This is a genomic window from Fangia hongkongensis FSC776 = DSM 21703 (genome assembly GCF_000379445.1).
Lineage (GTDB): Bacteria > Pseudomonadota > Gammaproteobacteria > Francisellales > Francisellaceae > Fangia > Fangia hongkongensis.
In genome coordinates this window covers 82,491-98,990 of record NZ_KB902241.1, presented here as the reverse complement: position 1 = coordinate 98,990, position 16,500 = coordinate 82,491, and the positions used below count along the sequence as shown (strand labels likewise).

The following is a 16,500-nucleotide window of genomic DNA, read 5'->3' as shown; positions in this document are numbered from 1 at the left end:
CCTCAAGATGAGATCTCCCGGGAATTAAATTCCCCTAAAGGGTTGTTGAAGACTACGACGTTGATAGGCTGGATGTGTAAGTGCAGTAATGTATGAAGCTAACCAGTACTAATTGCCCGAGAGACTTGGTTATTACTCTATGATAGATTGTTAAAGCTTTATGCTTAAAAGTTTTGGCGGTAATAGTGCTGAGGCACCACCTAATTCCATTTCGAACTTAGAAGTGAAACTCAGTTACGCCGATGATAGTGTGGCATTCGCCATGTGAAAGTAGGTCACCGCCAAGTTATTCCAAGCCAACAGGCTTTCATTATTTATTCAATACCAGATCACAGAAATACATCACAATCAATAAAGATTCTCTATACGCACAAACGCTATTTCAATCACAAAAGAACAACACAATAAGCACATCATAAACACTACACTACACAACAAAATATTAATTATACGTTAATAGCACCAAATCATATTTGGGTACTTCATTGCCCATTACATTTGTTATGGTACAAAATCAGTTTGTGAGCATTACTCCATTTCTTGGATAGCATATCTCTAGTAGTTTTTTAAATATAGCAGCGTATGATCATATTTAATACAAATTTTCATTGTTATGATATGCAGCGAGGTTGCCATGAAATATTTATCAAGTGTGTTATGTTTATGTGTTATTTTATTTCAAACGTCATTTTCTTTTGAGGTGAGCAATAAGCAAAATGTTTATTTTTCTGAGCAGGCTTATTGCAGTATAGGAGTTAATTGTCCAAGTAACTTTGATGTTAATGGTCAGTCATACCCAGTAACAATTTTTAGTCATGTTTCGGCACTAAGCTTGAATACACAAGTTTCTAATGAAAGTGTTGAGGATGTATCAAACAGTGTTGCTGTACAAGCTGCAACTCAAGTTATGAATGCAAATACTCAAAGAGATAAGCAAAATATAACGCATACGCCTATCGCTGATACAACCATGGGCGCTCAATTTCAACTACCTAGTTGGATGTTGAGTACACAGGTGCTTTATGCCTCACTTGGGGAGCGTGTTATTATCGCAATTAGGGGAAGCAAGACCATTGATAACTGGATAAGTGACTTTAATGCTGGCTTTGTGCCTTTTTATAATACAAATACACAAGTGTTGCATGGCTTTATGAATGTATTTAATACGATTTTAAATAGTAGTGCAACGAATAGCTCACAGAGCTTTTCTCAAAGGTTAAGCTATGATGCAAACAGAGGTGCATATTTTACAATTACAGGGCATAGCTTAGGCGGTGCAGAAGCCGTTCTATTGGCTGCATACCTTTCTAGTCAATTATCTGTTCCAGCTAAACATATAGCCTTAGAGACCTTTGGTGAACCAGCACCAGGTAATTCGAGCTTTGCAGAGAAATTTCAATCTGCATTTGCAAGTTATAAGTGGTATCAAAACACCAGTGGAATTTATCAAGATCCTGTTACCATATCAACAACACTAGTAGGAGCTCAGCATTTTGGGCAAAAAATAACGATCAGTTGCCTTAATAATAAAATAGGTGCAATTAAAAACAATGGGCTACAGACTTTAGCTTCTTTGCATTTACTAGATAATTATATAGATTGTATTCAATAGAAACTCGATTCTATAAAGATTTAATAATAGACAAAATAAATTCAGCCGAGCGTTTTGCTGCCATTTCAACAAAAGCAGGGAAATCCTCAGTTGCATTGCCATCAGCTGTATCGCTTATAGCTCTAAGGATCAAACAAGGCGTATTCATTTGCTGACAGACAAGGTTCACACTGCCGCCTTCCATTTCTATTGCTGAGGCCTTAAAGCGAGATTGAATAGTGTCTTTTTTTGCTTTATTGTGAATAAATTGATCTCCAGTGGCAATAACCCCTTCTTTGAGATCTAAAGACAGAATGCTTGCAACTGCTTTTGCTTTGTCTCTAAGCTGATGATCAGTTGAAATAGAAACCGTTGAACCTGGGATTTCCCCATATGCTTTGCCAAATGCTGTAATATCAATATCATGTTGAACGGTATCTGTGGCAATAACTAAATCACCTATTTTGATATCCTCGCCAACTCCGCCTGCAACACCGCTAAATAAGACGACTTCAGCACCAAAATGCTGTATCATTGCGCTAGCGGTTAGTGCTGAAAACACCTTGCCTATTTTGCTATAAGCAATAATTAATGTATGACCATGGTATTCAGCTTGATAGTATGTATTATTTGCATATTGAATTTGACCATAGTCTTTTAATTTAGCAAGTAGAGGTGTAATTTCCTCTTCCATTGCGCCTAAAATTGCAATTTTCATTTGTGATAGTTTTTTACATTTAATTGGCAAGTAATATACCTAAATTATGTCTAAGTTGCTATCTTTGTGTAAAATGCTTTTAATGGCTTTTTAATAAATCGTGTGTGTTTTATTCTATGGCAGTGCAATTTGATGATTTTTGTTCACTCTTTGTATTAGATGACAAGAGTGAGCTTTCACAAAAACTATATCAATCCTATCAATCAAGCTACTTTTTTGCACAATATCTCCAAGAGAGTGTTGATAAGCTAAAGACAATCGATTGGGAGAGACTTGAAACGCTTGAGAGTTTACATGCTCTATTATCTGATTGTACTTTGGATATGACAGCTGAAGCAATAGAGAAAAAATTAAGGCAAATTCGAAAAGGTATTTGCGCAAAGCTGATATTCCAGCAGCAACATGGCTATGCACATTTTGAGCAAGTCGCATGGGTGCTCTCAACCTTGGCAAAAGAGTTACTCAAAAAAGCGTACATCTATACTAAGGAGCTGTTTATAGCACACTATCAGCTGTTAGAGACGCCTTCAGATTTGATGATTCTAGCAATGGGGAAATTAGGGGGAAATGAGCTTAATTTTTCATCGGATATTGACCTAGTCTTCTTATATGGGAAGGATCAACACTTTGAGCGTAAAAATGGCAAAACACTCTCGTCTTTACAGTTTTATACTAAAGTGGGGCAAAAGCTGATTGCCATGCTAGATAGTGTAACCGCAGATGGTTTTGTGTATCGAGTTGATATGCGACTTCGCCCTTTTGGAGAAGGGGCCCCGCTTGTTGTAAATGTTGCTAACTTTTCTGATTACCTTATTAAGCATGCAAGAGAATGGGAGCGCTATGCTTATGTGAAAGCGGATATTATCACAGGTGAAAATCACCAAAAAGCACATGTGAAAAGTATGATTGAGAGCTTTGTGTATCGCCATTATCTTGACTTTAAGATGATCTCATCCATTCGCAATATGAAACAGATGATTATCGATGAGATGGCTTTAGAGAATCTAAAAGAGAATATCAAACTCGGTCGTGGAGGCATTCGCGAAATTGAGTTTATTTGTCAATGTTTTCAATTGGTTTATGGTGGTCAGAATAAGCATTTGCAAACATGTTCATTAAAAGAAGCGCTTTTCACACTGAGCAGTGCAGAGCATATAGAGGAAGAAGAAGCTGAGATTTTATATCGAGAATATATCCTACTGCGTGATATTGAAAATGCACTACAAATGTTTGATGACAGGCAGGTTCATAGTTTGCCAAAAGAGGAAATACACAGAGCTAAAGTGGCAAATTTAGCAAGGTTTGAAGATTGGACATCATTAGTAAAAAGGCTTGCTTGTGCACGAGAAAATATCCAAAAGCTATTTGATAAACTCACACACTTCAGTGCAGAGAGTGCTTTAGTAGAGGCAGACGAAGTAGTACCAAATAGCGTATCATCTTTAGTGGCCAGCTTTGCTGTCACAGATCAATATACAGCAGATATTCAGCTATTTCTTGATGAGCATCCATTAACAGAAGATGTGCTTAATATTTTCTATTTGCTGATTGAAAAAGCAAAAGAGCGTAATCTAGTGTCTGGGGTTGAGAGTGTTTTACAGTTATTTCGTGTGCTTTATAGGAGAAAAACTTATTTATATCTACTATGTGAGAAGCAGTCAAATTTAGATGCCATTTTAGAGATATTTTCCTATGGAAAGCGACTTAAAAACACACTTTTGAAGCACCCATTTCTATTGGAGAATATACTCAATACCCAGTGCTTTAACTGTGATGAATTTAGCCTTGAAAGCTTGAAAAATAAGCTTATATCTTTACTTGAGAAAATTGATTTAAATGATACAGAGCAGTATCTTGAGCGATTAAGGCAGTTTAAAATTGAGCAAGTTTTTAATATCTCTGTTGCTGAGTTGCAAGGTCGTATCTCATTGATGCAATCTTCTGATTCATTTAGTTATTTGGCAACGGTGATTACTGAAAGTGTATTAAAAGGGGCATGGCGAGAGGTATTTAAATATCAAAAGTTCAATGAAGAAACAAAAGCAGCGTATATTAACTCTTTTGCAGTAATTGCCTATGGTAAGCTAGGTGGCTTGGAGCTAAGTGTATCCTCTGATCTAGATTTGGTATTTTTAATCGATGATGTCTCAGCTTTACTCAAGCGTAGTGTTTATATCCGAGTGATTCAAAAGTTCACCCACTATATGCAGATTCAAACCTATCATGGAACGCTATATGAAATAGATTTAAGATTAAGACCAGATGGAGAACAGGGGCTCTTAGTGCACTCTATTGATGGATATAAGGCATATCAAAGAAAAAGTGCATGGACATGGGAGCACCAAGCATTAACAAGGGCGCGTTTTATTGCAGGTGGAAAGAAGTTAAAAATAGAGTTTGATCAGATTCGTCTTGAAGTGCTAAGACAAGTGCGTGACATTGAGCAGTTGGAAAAAGATGTTCTCTCAATGCGTCAAAAAATGCGCTCACATCACTTGCAAGTTGAAGCTGGAGTATTTGATTTAAAGCAATCAGCTGGCGGAATGATTGATATAGAGTTTATTGCTCAGTTCTACGCTCTTGCTTATAGCCAGTCAATCCCAGCTATAGCCTACTTTAGTGACAGTATACGAATTATTCAAACAGTCGAGACTGCAAAACTCATTTCACAGCAAGATGCCGAGTGTTTGATCAACAACTACTGTTATTATCGCCAATGTGCATTTTATTGCTACCTTGATGAGCAAAAAGAAATTGTTGATGTTGAGTTGGTCAAAAACTATGCTAAAGAGGTGATTAATATATGGAATAAAACCTTTTGTGAGGGCCAAATATGAGCACGATTACTTTAAGTTTTGATAATGGCCCAGATCCTATAATTACCCCTAAAGTGCTTTCGATATTGAAAAAATATCACATCAAGACCAGCTTTTTTATGGTTGGGACATCAATAGAGGCTTTGCAAGATGAGCATCTTCTAAATAATATTTATGACCAAGGACATTGGATTTGTAATCATACCTATACACATACAGTACAATTGGGTGAAACAAAAAGTGCGAAGCAGGCAATTGATGAAATTGAAAAGTGTCAGAGGCTTATTTCCTCCTTTTCACATCCATGCAAATATTTTAGACCTTATGGCGCTGGTGGTATTCTCTCTCCAGCACTTTTTAATGAAGCGAGTATCGAATATTTAGCTGCCAATCAATATAGCTGTGTCCTTTGGAATTGTATTGCATATGACTGGGAAGATCAAAACTGGATAGAGGGCACATTACAACAAGTTGCTAATTTGGAGCATGCTTTGATTGTGCTGCATGACTTCTTAGCCTACATGCCTGAAACCTTGGATCACTTTATTCAAAAGGCATTAGAGCAGGGGCATCAATTTACTCAATTCTTTCCAGAAAGTTCTGTTGTTATGTGTTCAGGAGAAGTATCTAATGCGCTTTTGGTGTTATCGCAAAAAAACCAATTTTAAGCTTGTAGTATGGACGTTTAAATATAAAAAATATCTATATTAACTATAGATAAATTAAAATATATTTATCGATGTGCGCCAGATATAGTATTGATATCAAAATATAAAAGGTATTTATACTATGGCAGAGAAGATTGGATTTTTAGCAGGGCTTTTAACAGTGATGCTTTTATCATTCATTGCGTATTTAATTGCAATGATTCCTGCAATTAAAAGCATTGGCATAAGCCCACTTATTATTGGCATTATCATCGGTATAATTTATGCACATACATTAAAGCACAAAACGCCAATTCGATGGTCTTCAGGTGTGATTTTTTCAGCAAAACGTGTTTTAAGAATCGCAATTATTTTCTTTGGCTTTAATCTTTCCTTCCAGTTAATTATCTCTGTAGGAATGGCAGGTCTTGTCGCCTCTATCTTGGTTCTTGCTAGTACTTTTATCATCGGAATTGTATTGGGACAGAGAGTTTTTGGTTTAGATAGAGATAGCAGTATTTTAATTGCCTCTGGAAGCTCAGTATGTGGCGCTGCGGCTGTACTTGCCACTGAGTCTGTTCTAAAATCAGAAGCTTACAAAACAGCGATGGCCGTCGGAACGGTTGTCATTTTTGGAACGCTTGCGATGTTTATCTATCCTCTTCTGATGAAAAGCGGCATCCTGCATTTAAGTGATACAGGCTATGGTATTTATGCTGGCAGTAGTATTCATGAGGTGGCGCAGGTTGTCGCAGCAGGAAGTGCTGTGAATCATCATGCTGAAGTGGTTAGCGTCACGGTCAAGATGATCCGTGTGATGATGATTGCACCCTTATTAATTATTGTGGGGCTGGTTATTGCCTATCAAGCAAAGCGTGTTATTGGTAAAGCCAGTGCCTCTAGTAACAATGCAAAAGTAAAGTTAGTCATTCCTTGGTTTGCAGTGGGTTTTATTGTTGTGGCAGGCTTTAATTCTTTCAACCTATTGCCACAATCACTTGTCTCTGGCATTTTACATATCGATCAGTTTATGTTGACTATGGCAATGACAGCACTAGGCATTGAAACACATATTTCAAAGTTTAAACAAGCAGGATTAAAGCCAGCTTTACTATCCTTAATATTATTTATCTGGTTAATCTTTGGGGGTCTTCTTATTACCCATCTTTCTTTGATGGTTTTTTGATTCTCACTCGGTAAGCGTTATAATTTACTGAAACCGACAATGCTTGTATACTGACATTATTTCTAAATGTGAAGTGGGTTTTTATGTTAAGTCTAATCTCTCCTGCCAAGAGTCAGGATTTTAAAACGAAAGCGCCGACAACAAAGGTGACACAGCCAATCTTTAAAGGTGAAATTGAAACACTGGTGCACCAATTAAAGCATTACGAGCCGGCTGAATTTGAATCTCTAATGAAAATTTCACCAAAACTTGCCAGCGGTGTTTTTGAAATGTATGTTGATTTTGATCCTGAAAGCTTTACGACTCAAAATGCAAAGCAGGCGATGTTTGCCTTTAGTGGTGATGTCTATCGTGGGCTTGATGCCAATAGCTTAACGGAAAAAGAAATTGATTTTGCTGAAAATCACCTTTTGATGATATCTGGGCTGTATGGTTTTTTGCGTCCGCTTGATTTATTGCAAGCTTATCGTTTAGAAATGGGAACAAAGATTTCCATTGATGGCATAAGCTTATATGCGTTCTGGCGTGATAAGTTAACGCAATTTTTAAATAAAACAATCAGTGCGCACAAGCATAAAGTGATTGTTAATCTTGCTTCAAATGAATATTCAAAAGCAATTGATAAAAAAAACTTGCAGGCTGAATGGCTTGATATTGATTTTAAGGAATATCATAAAGATAAATATCAAACAATCGCATTGTATGCCAAAAAAGCGCGTGGAATGATGGTGAGATATATCCTTGATCATAAGATAGAAGATCAAGATGCCTTAAAAGGGTTTAATTATGGCGGTTATCAATATAACCCTCAGCTTTCACATGCCAAAAATCTATGCTTTAGTCGTGTTAAGCCATGAAAATAAAGATTATTGCCCTTGGCGAGAAAATGCCAAAATGGGTGCTTGAAGGTGCTAGTGAATACACAAAACGACTACCAAAAGGGCAGATGGATGTAAGCTTTATGGAGCTTCCGATTGCCAAAAGAACAAAAACTGGCTCAGTGAATAAGTGGTTAGAAGAAGAAGCCAAGCTTATTTTGGCAAAATTAGATAAGCAGGATCATTTGGTGATTCTAGATGTGAAATCAAAGCTGATTAGCACAGAAGATTTATCGATAAAACTTGCTAACTGGCAGGAAAATCACCCTTCTGTTGTGATTGTTATTGGTGGACCAGATGGCATTGATAATACGATTAAAGAAAAAGCAAAAGAAAAAGTCTCCCTGTCAAAAATGACCTTCCCACATCCGCTTGTCAGGGTCATTCTTGCAGAGCAGCTCTATCGTGCTTGGAGTATTTTACAGAACCACCCTTATCATAAATAACCTATCGTGTAACCGTTATTTTCTTATGACCACTGCCAAGCCAATAATAGTCGAAATCAATGTAGTTGGTATGTAAGTACATGCATACATAACCATGACCATCTTCCAAGAAATAACCATATTTTCTACAGACATTTTTTTTATCGGCATAGATATGGCGACCAAGAACCAATGGCTCAATATGCCGTCTTGTTGTTGTCTCAATATTGGCGCCTCCACCTCCAGATACCACTTGAAAAGTTGGATGCTTATTGTGATCTAGATAATACCCAGCCAGCGTGTGATCATGGGCAGATAGTACAACATCAAAGCTTAGCCTTTTCAATTTTTCTCTTAAAATTTCATTGTGTGAGAGAAAAGGAGCATTCTCAGGGAAGCTTGATTTTCTTTGCGATGGGTTGAAATATTTTGAATACTTATAAGCATCATGTTGCGCTTTAGGGTGAAATGGATTTCTTTTACCAAGACCAATAATAGGGTGGTGAGAGACAAGAATTTGCCATTTACCTTCTTTTTTTTGCTGTTGAAGATTATAAACTGCCTTTAGCCACCTTTGCTGCGCTTCATCATAAGGAAAACTGCTTGAGTCGATACAATAAAAATCTGCCTTTTTTGTGGTGAAATGATAATAACGATTTGGCATATGCCAGTTTGCTGTTTGACTGGAGCCATCATAACAGGCATTTACTTGGTTAAGTGCTAGGTTGAGCTTATATTCACTGTCATCAGATCCACCATGCGACCAAAGACCCCAGTCATGGTTCCCCAATATGGAGAAAGATCGACCGTAAGGCAAACGGGTAAAGTTATAATTGAAAGTTTTTGATGTAGAGGGGTTAAAGCTAGAAAACCATTTCTTATAACCCAATCCATTAGAGTAAAAGTTGTCTCCAAGTAGTAATGTCATTGTCCTTGCCATGACAGCTTCTCTTGTATGATGAGGCTTAAGCTGTCCACCTTGTGGTGCAAAGTTTTCAGGACGTACTCGCCAGTTTTGTCTGTTCTCAGATACCATGCAAGCAACTTGCCACTGTTCATTTTCCTGCGTGAACAGATTCCCCTTGCTACTTGAGTTTGAAAATGAGCCACTCCAACCACTAATACCATGACAACCTACCAAATCAAACCTTTCAACATTCCCTATTTGAAGACTAAAATCAGCAGTAGCAGCTTCATCAGAAGACTCATCATTGTCAATAGAAAGCAGCCTTGAGTGTCTTCTGTCATGTACAAGCTCAGGTTCACGGTTATTAATGATATTCCGCGCGTATTTTCTTTGAAACTCCTGACTATAATGTGCAAATTTTTGTTGATAGTCTCGGGATAATAAAACTTCACTCAGTGCTTTTGCCATAATTATATCCTTATTAATTACATAGCAGCTACAAAGTATATATCAGCGTTCCTAACGTGTGTTCTATATGTTTTCACCATCACAGTCTTTATATAATAGAAGCAACTATCATTAGCAGAGTAAGATGATAAAACGATATAGCCCTTCCTTGTTATAAAACGTGCAAATGCTTTGCAACTGTTATATTCCACATTGTTATTAGATTGAAGTCAAAAATTAGTAATAACTAATTATGACTATCCTTCCATGGTAACGATCTTTAGGCTAAATAGTCAACACTAAAAGTCAGCAAATTATCCAACATTTCGCTCAGGCATTCTGCCTGTATTATCTGCTTCATTTACGCCATTGTAATAATAAGGGTAGTATTTTGGTTTCCATACAACATGATCAATCTTACGCCAGATATCATCGACATCCTCAGCAACTCCCTCTTCAATTGCCTGCCTTGCAACAGCAAAAGCAACTTGGCGTGAAACGCTATATGCTTCACTGAGTTGTGGCAATAGTGCTTCATCTTGAATGGAGTAGTTGGCAAGCGCTTTACAAGCAGCCCATAGCATTTTGTCAGTGAAACATTTTGCTTGAATGGCAACAACACCAAGTCCAATGCCCGGAAAGACAAGGGCATTGTTTGATTGCGCAATACGATAGACTTTTCCTTTATAGCCCACATCTTCAAACGGACTACCTGTTGCAATCAATGCTTTACCATCAGTTAAGCGGATAATATCACTAGGTGCTCGTTCACAGCGGTTTGTTGGGTTAGAGAGTGTAAAGATAATCGGGCGCGCATTATTTTTTGCCATGGTTAAAATAATCTCATCATTAAATGCATTGGCAACACCAGAGCAGCCGATTAAAGTGGTTGCCTTAGTTTGCTTGACGACCTCTGTTAGGGCAATATGACCATTATCATCACTTTGCCATGCTGAGACTTCCTTTCTAGATCTTGCATAAGGGCGTTGGAAATCCATCATTTCTTGATCATCGACTAATAGGCCATTTTTATCAATACACCAAAAATGTTTATAAGCTTCATCACGTGTTAAACCAGCATTATCAACCAGCATGTTGACAATTTCATCAGCGATTCCAAGTCCTGCTGTACCTGCCCCAAAGATCACAATTTTTTGATCTATCATCTTAAGTTTAGCTTTTTTGCAGGCTGAGATAAGTGCAGCCAAAGCTACCGCTGCCGTGCCTTGCATATCATCATTAAAACTACAGATTTCATTTTGGTATTTAACGAGATTTTTTCTAGCATTATCACGCCCAAAATCTTCCCAGTGTAAAAAGGCCTCAGGCATTTCAGCTTGTACAGCTTCAATAAAGAGCTTCACCATTTCATCATACGCCTCACCTTGAATACGCTTATGGCGCCAACCAAGATATAAAGGGTCCTCCAAAAGGTGTGGGTTATTGGTGCCAGCATCCAAAAACACAGGTAAGTAACGCCCGGGATTGATGCCAGCACACAGCGTATAGACCATTAATTTGGCAACGGGAATTTCAATGCCGCCAACACCTTGATCGCCAATGCCAAGGACACCTTCAGCATCACTTACCACTAAAATGTCGATATCAGAGTTTGTGCGGTTTCTTAATATCTCACGCATTTTATAGCGATCTGGATAAGCAATATAAAGCCCGCGTGGTGAGAGAAACTTCTCACTATAATGCATCACAGCCTCACCAACCGTGGGGGTGTAAATAATCGGTAGCATTTCATTTAAGTTATCACGAACCAAACGATAAAAAAGTGTTTCATTAATATTATGCAGATTCTTTAAAAAACTATGGCGGCCAATGTTACTGCGAAAAGATTTATACTGTTTATAAGCGCGTGCTTTTTGCTCTTCTAATGATTCGATTTGATAAGGCAATTTTCCTAAAAGACCAAACTCCTCACGCTCTCTTTCAGAGAATGCGGTGCCTTTATTGAGAGAGGCAAGTGTTAATAAACTCTTACCATGAAGATCGGTTTCCACCCACATTTCACCAGTTTCTTCATTGCGCTTAAATTCGAATCGTTTTACTTGTTTCATTAGATTAGTACTCATTAGATTAATTATTGAATTTTTCTAGATATTTACGGATTTATACCGCACTTTTTTGGCTAATATTGCCATATTCTCTTACAGCTTCTACCATCACTTTTACCTTATCAGGGTCGATATCTGGATAGATACCATGCCCAAGGTTGAAAATATAACGTGCAGTTGGTACTTTTTGTTGGAAAATCTGTTTGACTGCCTCTTGAATGCTTTGGTTTGAACCATAAAGTGCGGCAGGATCAAGGTTTCCCTGTAGTGCGACTTTGCCATCGATTTTAAGCGCAGCATCATGCATTGAGATGCTCCAGTCAACACCTGCTCCATCACAGCTTTTCTCGGCAATAGACTTAAGCCAGATGCCGCCACCTTTAGTGAAAAATGTCACTGGGATATGTGGATATTTCTCTTTGATATATTGGCAGATATTATCCATATACTGTAGAGAAAACAAAGGATAGTTTTGCGCGGATAACAATCCACCCCAAGTGTCAAAGATCATCAGCGCATTTGCGCCAGCTTGAATTTGTGACGCTAGATATAACTTGGAAATTTCAGCAAGTTTCTCTAGGAGTAAATGAAGTGTGCTAGGGGCGCTATACATCATTTTTCGAAGCTTGGTAAATTGCTTTGAGCCATGACCTTCAATCATATAAGCTGCAAGTGTCCAAGGGCTGCCACAAAATCCAATTAAAGGGATCTTATCTTGCAGGGCAGCTTTGGTTGTACGGACAGCGTTAGCGACATATTCAAGTTTCCCCATGGCCTCCTCTGGTGCCAGCAAGTTGCAAATCGATTGCTTATCTTGAAGTGGTGATGAAAAAACAGGACCTTGACCGGAGATAAACTGTAAATCCATGCCCATGGCCTCAGGGATAGTCAGAATATCTGAAAAGACAATGGAGGCATCTAGGTCATAGCGTGTAATGGGTTGCAAGGCAACCTCTGCACAAGCATCCGCATTTCTACACATCTCCATGAAATCTGTAAACTTTGATCTTACTTGTCGATACTCTGGCAAGTAGCGACCAGCTTGGCGCATAATCCATAGCGGTGTGTGTGTATATGGTTTATTTTGTAAAACATCTAAGTAGGTTGTTCTCATTGTTCATCCTTTTTGTAAAAATCAATGCCGTCAGGATTATATTTAAAGCGTTTATAACTCCATTGATATTGATCAGGGAAGCGCTCGATCATTTTCTCAAAGCTTTTGGTGAAAGCATAAGCACATGGGTCCTCAATATCAGGGTTTTGCATGGCTTCAATAATGTCGGGCTCCAAGTTTTCAATATACATGGTAATGCCCTTTTTCCCTTTATTTCTGATTGGGTAGCCAACAATTACCGCAGGTTTGAAGCGCTCGTAGAGCTTGCCTGGAAAGTTCATAGTTTTTGCTGGCACATTGAAAAAATCAAGGTAGGTTCCGCCAATTCCCGTCGGCACCTGATCTGACAGCATAGCCACAAGCTCTTTTCTTTTCAGTGCTGCAAACAGCATTTTTACCCCTTTGTGATTGGCAGGGGACATGTTTTTGCATAAGCGCGAGCGTGCACGATGAATCAATTTATTAATAAACGCAATTTTAGGTGGCGTATAGAGCATGCTGGAGGGGAAGTGCTTGGGAAAATACATTGAGCCAATTTCCCAGCAGCCAAGGTGTGCACCGAGCACCAGAAGTCCTCTATTTTCACTATAAAGCTGCTGTAATATATCCTCGTCTTCAACGGTTAAATTACGTAAAAGCCTCTTGGGTGATTGAAACAAGATAGCAGGCATTTCAGCGCCAGTGATGCACATCTGCCTGAGTGAATCTTCAACAAGTCTCTTTTGGTGATAAGCGGATAGCTCTGGAAAGCAAAGCGCGATGTTTTTTTGGGTAACACGCTTTGTATTTGAGTTAAAACGCAAAAAGATACTGCCAATAAAATAGCCTATTTTCTGTGCGCTATTTAAGCTTAGTCGACTCCAAAGCCAAAGCAGCGATATTAAAATGACAACGCCGAGCTTTTTAAAAACATTCATAACTATCTCTTTTTTATGTGCTAAAGCGATCGAATCGTCGATAGCTTAAAGCCTCTTGTATATCATCAGCGCCGATAGATTCTTTGTCTTTCAGATCAGCAATAGTTCTGGCCATTTTCACAATGCGATGATAGGCGCGTGCTGATAGTTTCATTTTTTCAATTGCGCTTTGTAATAATTGGCGCTCATTATCACCTAAAATGCAAAATTGATCAAATGCCTTGCCAACAAGACAAGCATTTAATATTCCTTGACGGGTAAGTTGTTTATCTCTGGCTTTAATAACACGCTTTTTTATCTCTTGGCTTGATTCTGCTTCAGGTAATGAGCTTGTTAGGGCATTACTGTCGATTTCTAACACCTCAACTTGCATATCAATGCGATCCAAAAGGGGACCTGAGAGTTTATGCTGGTAGCGATTTATTTGTGTTTCTGTGTCGGTGCAAGATTTGTTTTTTGAGCCAAGATAACCACATGGACAAGGGTTCATCGCAGCAATAAGTTGAAATTTTGCTGGATATTCAACTTGTGCATAAGCACGTGAAATGACAACTTTGCTGGACTCTAGCGGTTCTCTTAATACTTCTAAAACTGTGCGGTCAAACTCAGGAAGCTCATCTAAAAATAAAACACCATTATGACTTAGCGAAATCTCGCCAGGTTTAGGATTCGAGCCACCACCAACTAATGAAACAGCTGATGAGGTGTGATGCGGCGTACGAAAAGGGCGCTCAAAAAAGTGCTCTGGCACATTGCCTTTAATCGAATAGATCGCAGCAACTTCAATTGCCTCATCAAGCGTAAGCTCGGGAAGGATGCTGTTAAAGCGAGAGGCAAGCATCGTCTTTCCTGCACCAGGTGGGCCAATAAATAATAGGTTATGTCCACCGGCTGCTGCAATTTCAAGTGCACGTTTTGCTTGGAATTGACCTTTCACTTCATTGAAATCACCATAGGCGATTTGTTGGGCGTTATTTCTTTGATACAAAGCTTGTCTTAGTATTTGTGCCTTGGAGAGGTGCATAACAACTTCTTGCAAAGTATTTGCAGGATAAACAGGCAGGTTTTTAATGAGGCTGACCTCGTTGGCATTATCCTCTGCAAGGATAAGAGCACGTTTTTCTTGATAACATTGAAGTGCAAAAGGCAAAATGCCATTCACTGCACGAAGCTCTCCTGACAGTGAAAGCTCCGCGGCAAGCTCGTATTTTTCAATCTCAAGCGCAGCTAATTGCTTAGATGCAATTAAAATACCAATTGCGATGGGTAAGTCAAAGCGCCCACCTTCTTTGGGTAAATCAGCTGGAGCAAGATTAATGGTGATGCGTTTACTTGGAAAATCAAAACCTGAGTTAATGATGGCACTTCTCACTCGATCTTTGCTCTCTTTAACCGCAGCTTCAGGTAAGCCAACAATCGATAAGCTTGGCAGTCCATTGGATAGGTGCACTTCTATGGTGACCAAAGGAGAGTTCATGCCCAAAAGTGCGCGAGAGTAAACCGTTGCCAGTGCCATGGTTATTTATCGTCGCCACTTTCCTGCAAAAGGGCGTCTAATTTTTTCTCTAAGTCTTCAAGTTTTTTACGCGTTTTTAACAAAACTTCCTTTTGGATATCAAATTCCTCTCTGGTCACCAAGTCTAACTTTTCAAAACTGGCCTTTAAAACACTTTTACAGTTGTTTTCAAATTCGCCAGCGAGGGACTTGAACCCTTGTGGCACTGAGCTTGAAATTTTGTTTGCCATATCATCGATAATTTTATGATTCATCTTCATCATGATGCCTTTGTTCTTTACTAAACACTCATTGATAATGTAGCATAGGAGTCCATCTATTAGCAAAATGAATTGGCGAATGAAACTAGTTAGTGCATATATAAAACCCTTTTTATTGGATGAAACGCGTGAAGCATTGATTAACGTCGGCATTCATGGGATGACGGTTTATGAGATCAAAGGGATTGGTAAGCAGCTTGGGCACACTGAGCTTTATCGTGGTGCTGAGTATGCAGTTGATTTTTTGCCAAAGGTGAAGCTTGAAGTTATCTGTACTGATGCGCAAAAATCATTGGTTGTAGAGACGATTTTAGAAGCCAATAGAAGTGAAAAAATAGGCGCCGGTAAAATTACGGTAATTACTTTAGATGAAGTGATTCGTATTCGTACAGGTGAGAAGGATGAAAACTCTGTCTAAACATCTTGTAAATAAACCATAAAAGCTCTTGCAGCTTGAGATTTACTGCTATACTAGAAAGTAGGTCAATCTTGAAGTGGGAGCTGTGCTATGTTAGAGAGCAAACAAGTATTCAATGAGTCTGATCGTTTGGTGTTTGACAGTTGCTGTCAATATTTCGAATTTTCCCTCTCATATTTCAATTATAATGCGCAAGCCCAATGTTATGTCAATGACAAAAATAAGGTGATTTTGTATGCAGTGCATGTCTTTTATGAAGGGCAAGAGCACCGTATCTTTACGGCACTTTCTTTAGATGAGTTTCATAAAAAGATGGAGCTAATGTACCAGTTATATATACATGCTAAGGAAAAAAGTTGCTCACTTGAGCAAGCGTTGGATCATTTTATTGAAGATTATGAGCAATTTATTGCCATTCAAATGGATGTTGATGATCTATTAAATTGGCGTGAGTTTGTTGATGAGGAGTTAAGTCGTACTCAAGGCTTTAGCTATGATGTTATGGCAGCGCAAACAAGAACGCTACACTAGCTGGAGTAACCATTCGATACTTTTTGTGTGAGAATGTAGACGTGATTGTTGCTATTGAGTATG

15 protein-coding genes and 2 rRNA genes are annotated in these 16,500 nt (G+C 38.5%); 10 read left to right on the top strand and 7 right to left on the bottom strand.

What is annotated here, in order from left to right:
* The 3 genes from A37Q_RS0103195 to A37Q_RS0103185 form a co-directional block, all read left to right on the top strand.
* A 23S ribosomal RNA gene (locus A37Q_RS0103195) occupies positions 1 to 133 on the top strand; the annotation flags it as partial.
* A 39-nt stretch (positions 134 to 172) separates the two neighbouring features.
* Positions 173 to 287: ribosomal RNA gene (rrf, locus tag A37Q_RS0103190) — 5S ribosomal RNA — on the top strand.
* Between the two features lie 347 nt (positions 288 to 634).
* Entirely contained in the window at positions 635 to 1,612 is a 978-nt protein-coding gene (locus tag A37Q_RS0103185) for a lipase family protein (RefSeq protein WP_018298828.1), read from the top strand.
* 10 nt (positions 1,613 to 1,622) lie between these two features.
* Here A37Q_RS0103185 and A37Q_RS0103180 read toward each other — a convergent pair whose 3' ends face one another.
* Positions 1,623 to 2,309, bottom strand: coding sequence for a 5'-methylthioadenosine/adenosylhomocysteine nucleosidase (locus A37Q_RS0103180; RefSeq protein ID WP_026196491.1), 687 nt, complete (start codon positions 2,307 to 2,309; stop codon positions 1,623 to 1,625).
* A gap of 116 nt (positions 2,310 to 2,425) precedes the next feature.
* Here A37Q_RS0103180 and glnE point away from each other — a divergent pair, with 116 nt between their 5' ends.
* From glnE to rlmH, 5 genes are all read left to right on the top strand, one after another.
* Positions 2,426 to 5,146 carry a bifunctional [glutamate--ammonia ligase]-adenylyl-L-tyrosine phosphorylase/[glutamate--ammonia-ligase] adenylyltransferase gene (glnE, locus tag A37Q_RS0103175; RefSeq protein WP_018298826.1) on the top strand — a complete coding sequence of 907 codons (2,721 nt, stop codon included), beginning with the start codon at positions 2,426 to 2,428 and terminating at the stop codon, positions 5,144 to 5,146.
* Positions 5,143 to 5,793, top strand: coding sequence for a polysaccharide deacetylase family protein (locus tag A37Q_RS14505; protein ID WP_018298825.1), 651 nt, complete (start codon positions 5,143 to 5,145; stop codon positions 5,791 to 5,793). The genes glnE and A37Q_RS14505 overlap by 4 nt, the downstream gene beginning before the upstream one ends.
* A 121-nt stretch (positions 5,794 to 5,914) precedes the next feature.
* Positions 5,915 to 6,958 (top strand): YeiH family protein, encoded by a 1,044-nt coding sequence (locus tag A37Q_RS0103165; RefSeq protein WP_018298824.1) that lies wholly within the window; start codon positions 5,915 to 5,917, stop codon positions 6,956 to 6,958.
* A gap of 83 nt (positions 6,959 to 7,041) precedes the next feature.
* Entirely contained in the window at positions 7,042 to 7,815 is a 774-nt protein-coding gene (gene yaaA / locus A37Q_RS0103160) for a peroxide stress protein YaaA (protein ID WP_018298823.1), read from the top strand.
* Positions 7,812 to 8,282 (top strand): 23S rRNA (pseudouridine(1915)-N(3))-methyltransferase RlmH, encoded by a 471-nt coding sequence (gene rlmH / locus A37Q_RS0103155; protein ID WP_018298822.1) that lies wholly within the window; start codon positions 7,812 to 7,814, stop codon positions 8,280 to 8,282. Before yaaA ends, rlmH begins: the two co-directional genes overlap by 4 nt.
* Position 8,283: 1 nt before the next feature.
* Here rlmH and A37Q_RS0103150 read toward each other — a convergent pair whose 3' ends face one another.
* The 6 genes from A37Q_RS0103150 to A37Q_RS0103125 all read right to left on the bottom strand — a co-directional run bounded on the left by A37Q_RS0103150 (position 8,284) and on the right by A37Q_RS0103125 (position 15,491).
* On the bottom strand, positions 8,284 to 9,636 hold the full coding sequence (locus tag A37Q_RS0103150; RefSeq protein ID WP_018298821.1) for a metallophosphoesterase: 1,353 nt from the start codon (positions 9,634 to 9,636) through the stop codon (positions 8,284 to 8,286).
* A 293-nt stretch (positions 9,637 to 9,929) separates the two neighbouring features.
* Positions 9,930 to 11,684 carry an NAD-dependent malic enzyme gene (locus A37Q_RS0103145; RefSeq protein WP_018298820.1) on the bottom strand — a complete coding sequence of 585 codons (1,755 nt, stop codon included), beginning with the start codon at positions 11,682 to 11,684 and terminating at the stop codon, positions 9,930 to 9,932.
* Positions 11,685 to 11,736: 52 nt separating this feature from the next.
* The gene (gene hemE, locus A37Q_RS0103140) at positions 11,737 to 12,795 is read right to left on the bottom strand and encodes a uroporphyrinogen decarboxylase (protein WP_018298819.1); all 1,059 of its coding nucleotides are present in this window, start codon (positions 12,793 to 12,795) and stop codon (positions 11,737 to 11,739) included.
* Entirely contained in the window at positions 12,792 to 13,712 is a 921-nt protein-coding gene (locus A37Q_RS0103135; RefSeq protein ID WP_018298818.1) for a lysophospholipid acyltransferase family protein, read from the bottom strand. The genes hemE and A37Q_RS0103135 overlap by 4 nt, the downstream gene beginning before the upstream one ends.
* Before the next feature lie 13 nt (positions 13,713 to 13,725).
* The gene (locus tag A37Q_RS0103130; protein ID WP_018298817.1) at positions 13,726 to 15,228 is read right to left on the bottom strand and encodes a YifB family Mg chelatase-like AAA ATPase; all 1,503 of its coding nucleotides are present in this window, start codon (positions 15,226 to 15,228) and stop codon (positions 13,726 to 13,728) included.
* 2 nt (positions 15,229 to 15,230) lie between these two features.
* Positions 15,231 to 15,491, bottom strand: coding sequence for an accessory factor UbiK family protein (locus A37Q_RS0103125; protein ID WP_018298816.1), 261 nt, complete (start codon positions 15,489 to 15,491; stop codon positions 15,231 to 15,233).
* Between the two features lie 76 nt (positions 15,492 to 15,567).
* Between A37Q_RS0103125 and A37Q_RS0103120 the strand changes: the two genes are divergently transcribed.
* Both A37Q_RS0103120 and A37Q_RS0103115 read left to right on the top strand, forming a co-directional pair.
* Positions 15,568 to 15,906, top strand: a complete 339-nt coding sequence (locus tag A37Q_RS0103120; protein ID WP_018298815.1) for a P-II family nitrogen regulator — start codon at positions 15,568 to 15,570, stop codon at positions 15,904 to 15,906.
* Between the two features lie 90 nt (positions 15,907 to 15,996).
* Complete coding sequence (locus tag A37Q_RS0103115; RefSeq protein WP_018298814.1) at positions 15,997 to 16,437, top strand: hypothetical protein; 441 nt, start codon at positions 15,997 to 15,999, stop codon at positions 16,435 to 16,437.
* Positions 16,438 to 16,500 lie beyond the last annotated feature (63 nt).

Coding starts and splice junctions, on each gene's coding strand:
- A37Q_RS14505 (WP_018298825.1), top strand. CDS start 5,143: ATGAGCACGATTACTTTAAGTTTTGATAATGGCCCAGATCCTATAATT.
- A37Q_RS0103135 (WP_018298818.1), bottom strand. CDS start 13,712: ATGAATGTTTTTAAAAAGCTCGGCGTTGTCATTTTAATATCGCTGCTT.
- A37Q_RS0103125 (WP_018298816.1), bottom strand. CDS start 15,491: ATGATGAAGATGAATCATAAAATTATCGATGATATGGCAAACAAAATT.
- A37Q_RS0103180 (WP_026196491.1), bottom strand. CDS start 2,309: ATGAAAATTGCAATTTTAGGCGCAATGGAAGAGGAAATTACACCTCTA.
- hemE (WP_018298819.1), bottom strand. CDS start 12,795: ATGAGAACAACCTACTTAGATGTTTTACAAAATAAACCATATACACAC.
- A37Q_RS0103150 (WP_018298821.1), bottom strand. CDS start 9,636: ATGGCAAAAGCACTGAGTGAAGTTTTATTATCCCGAGACTATCAACAA.
- A37Q_RS0103185 (WP_018298828.1), top strand. CDS start 635: ATGAAATATTTATCAAGTGTGTTATGTTTATGTGTTATTTTATTTCAA.
- glnE (WP_018298826.1), top strand. CDS start 2,426: ATGGCAGTGCAATTTGATGATTTTTGTTCACTCTTTGTATTAGATGAC.
- A37Q_RS0103130 (WP_018298817.1), bottom strand. CDS start 15,228: ATGGCACTGGCAACGGTTTACTCTCGCGCACTTTTGGGCATGAACTCT.
- A37Q_RS0103120 (WP_018298815.1), top strand. CDS start 15,568: ATGAAACTAGTTAGTGCATATATAAAACCCTTTTTATTGGATGAAACG.
- yaaA (WP_018298823.1), top strand. CDS start 7,042: ATGTTAAGTCTAATCTCTCCTGCCAAGAGTCAGGATTTTAAAACGAAA.
- A37Q_RS0103145 (WP_018298820.1), bottom strand. CDS start 11,684: ATGAAACAAGTAAAACGATTCGAATTTAAGCGCAATGAAGAAACTGGT.
- A37Q_RS0103165 (WP_018298824.1), top strand. CDS start 5,915: ATGGCAGAGAAGATTGGATTTTTAGCAGGGCTTTTAACAGTGATGCTT.
- A37Q_RS0103115 (WP_018298814.1), top strand. CDS start 15,997: ATGTTAGAGAGCAAACAAGTATTCAATGAGTCTGATCGTTTGGTGTTT.
- rlmH (WP_018298822.1), top strand. CDS start 7,812: ATGAAAATAAAGATTATTGCCCTTGGCGAGAAAATGCCAAAATGGGTG.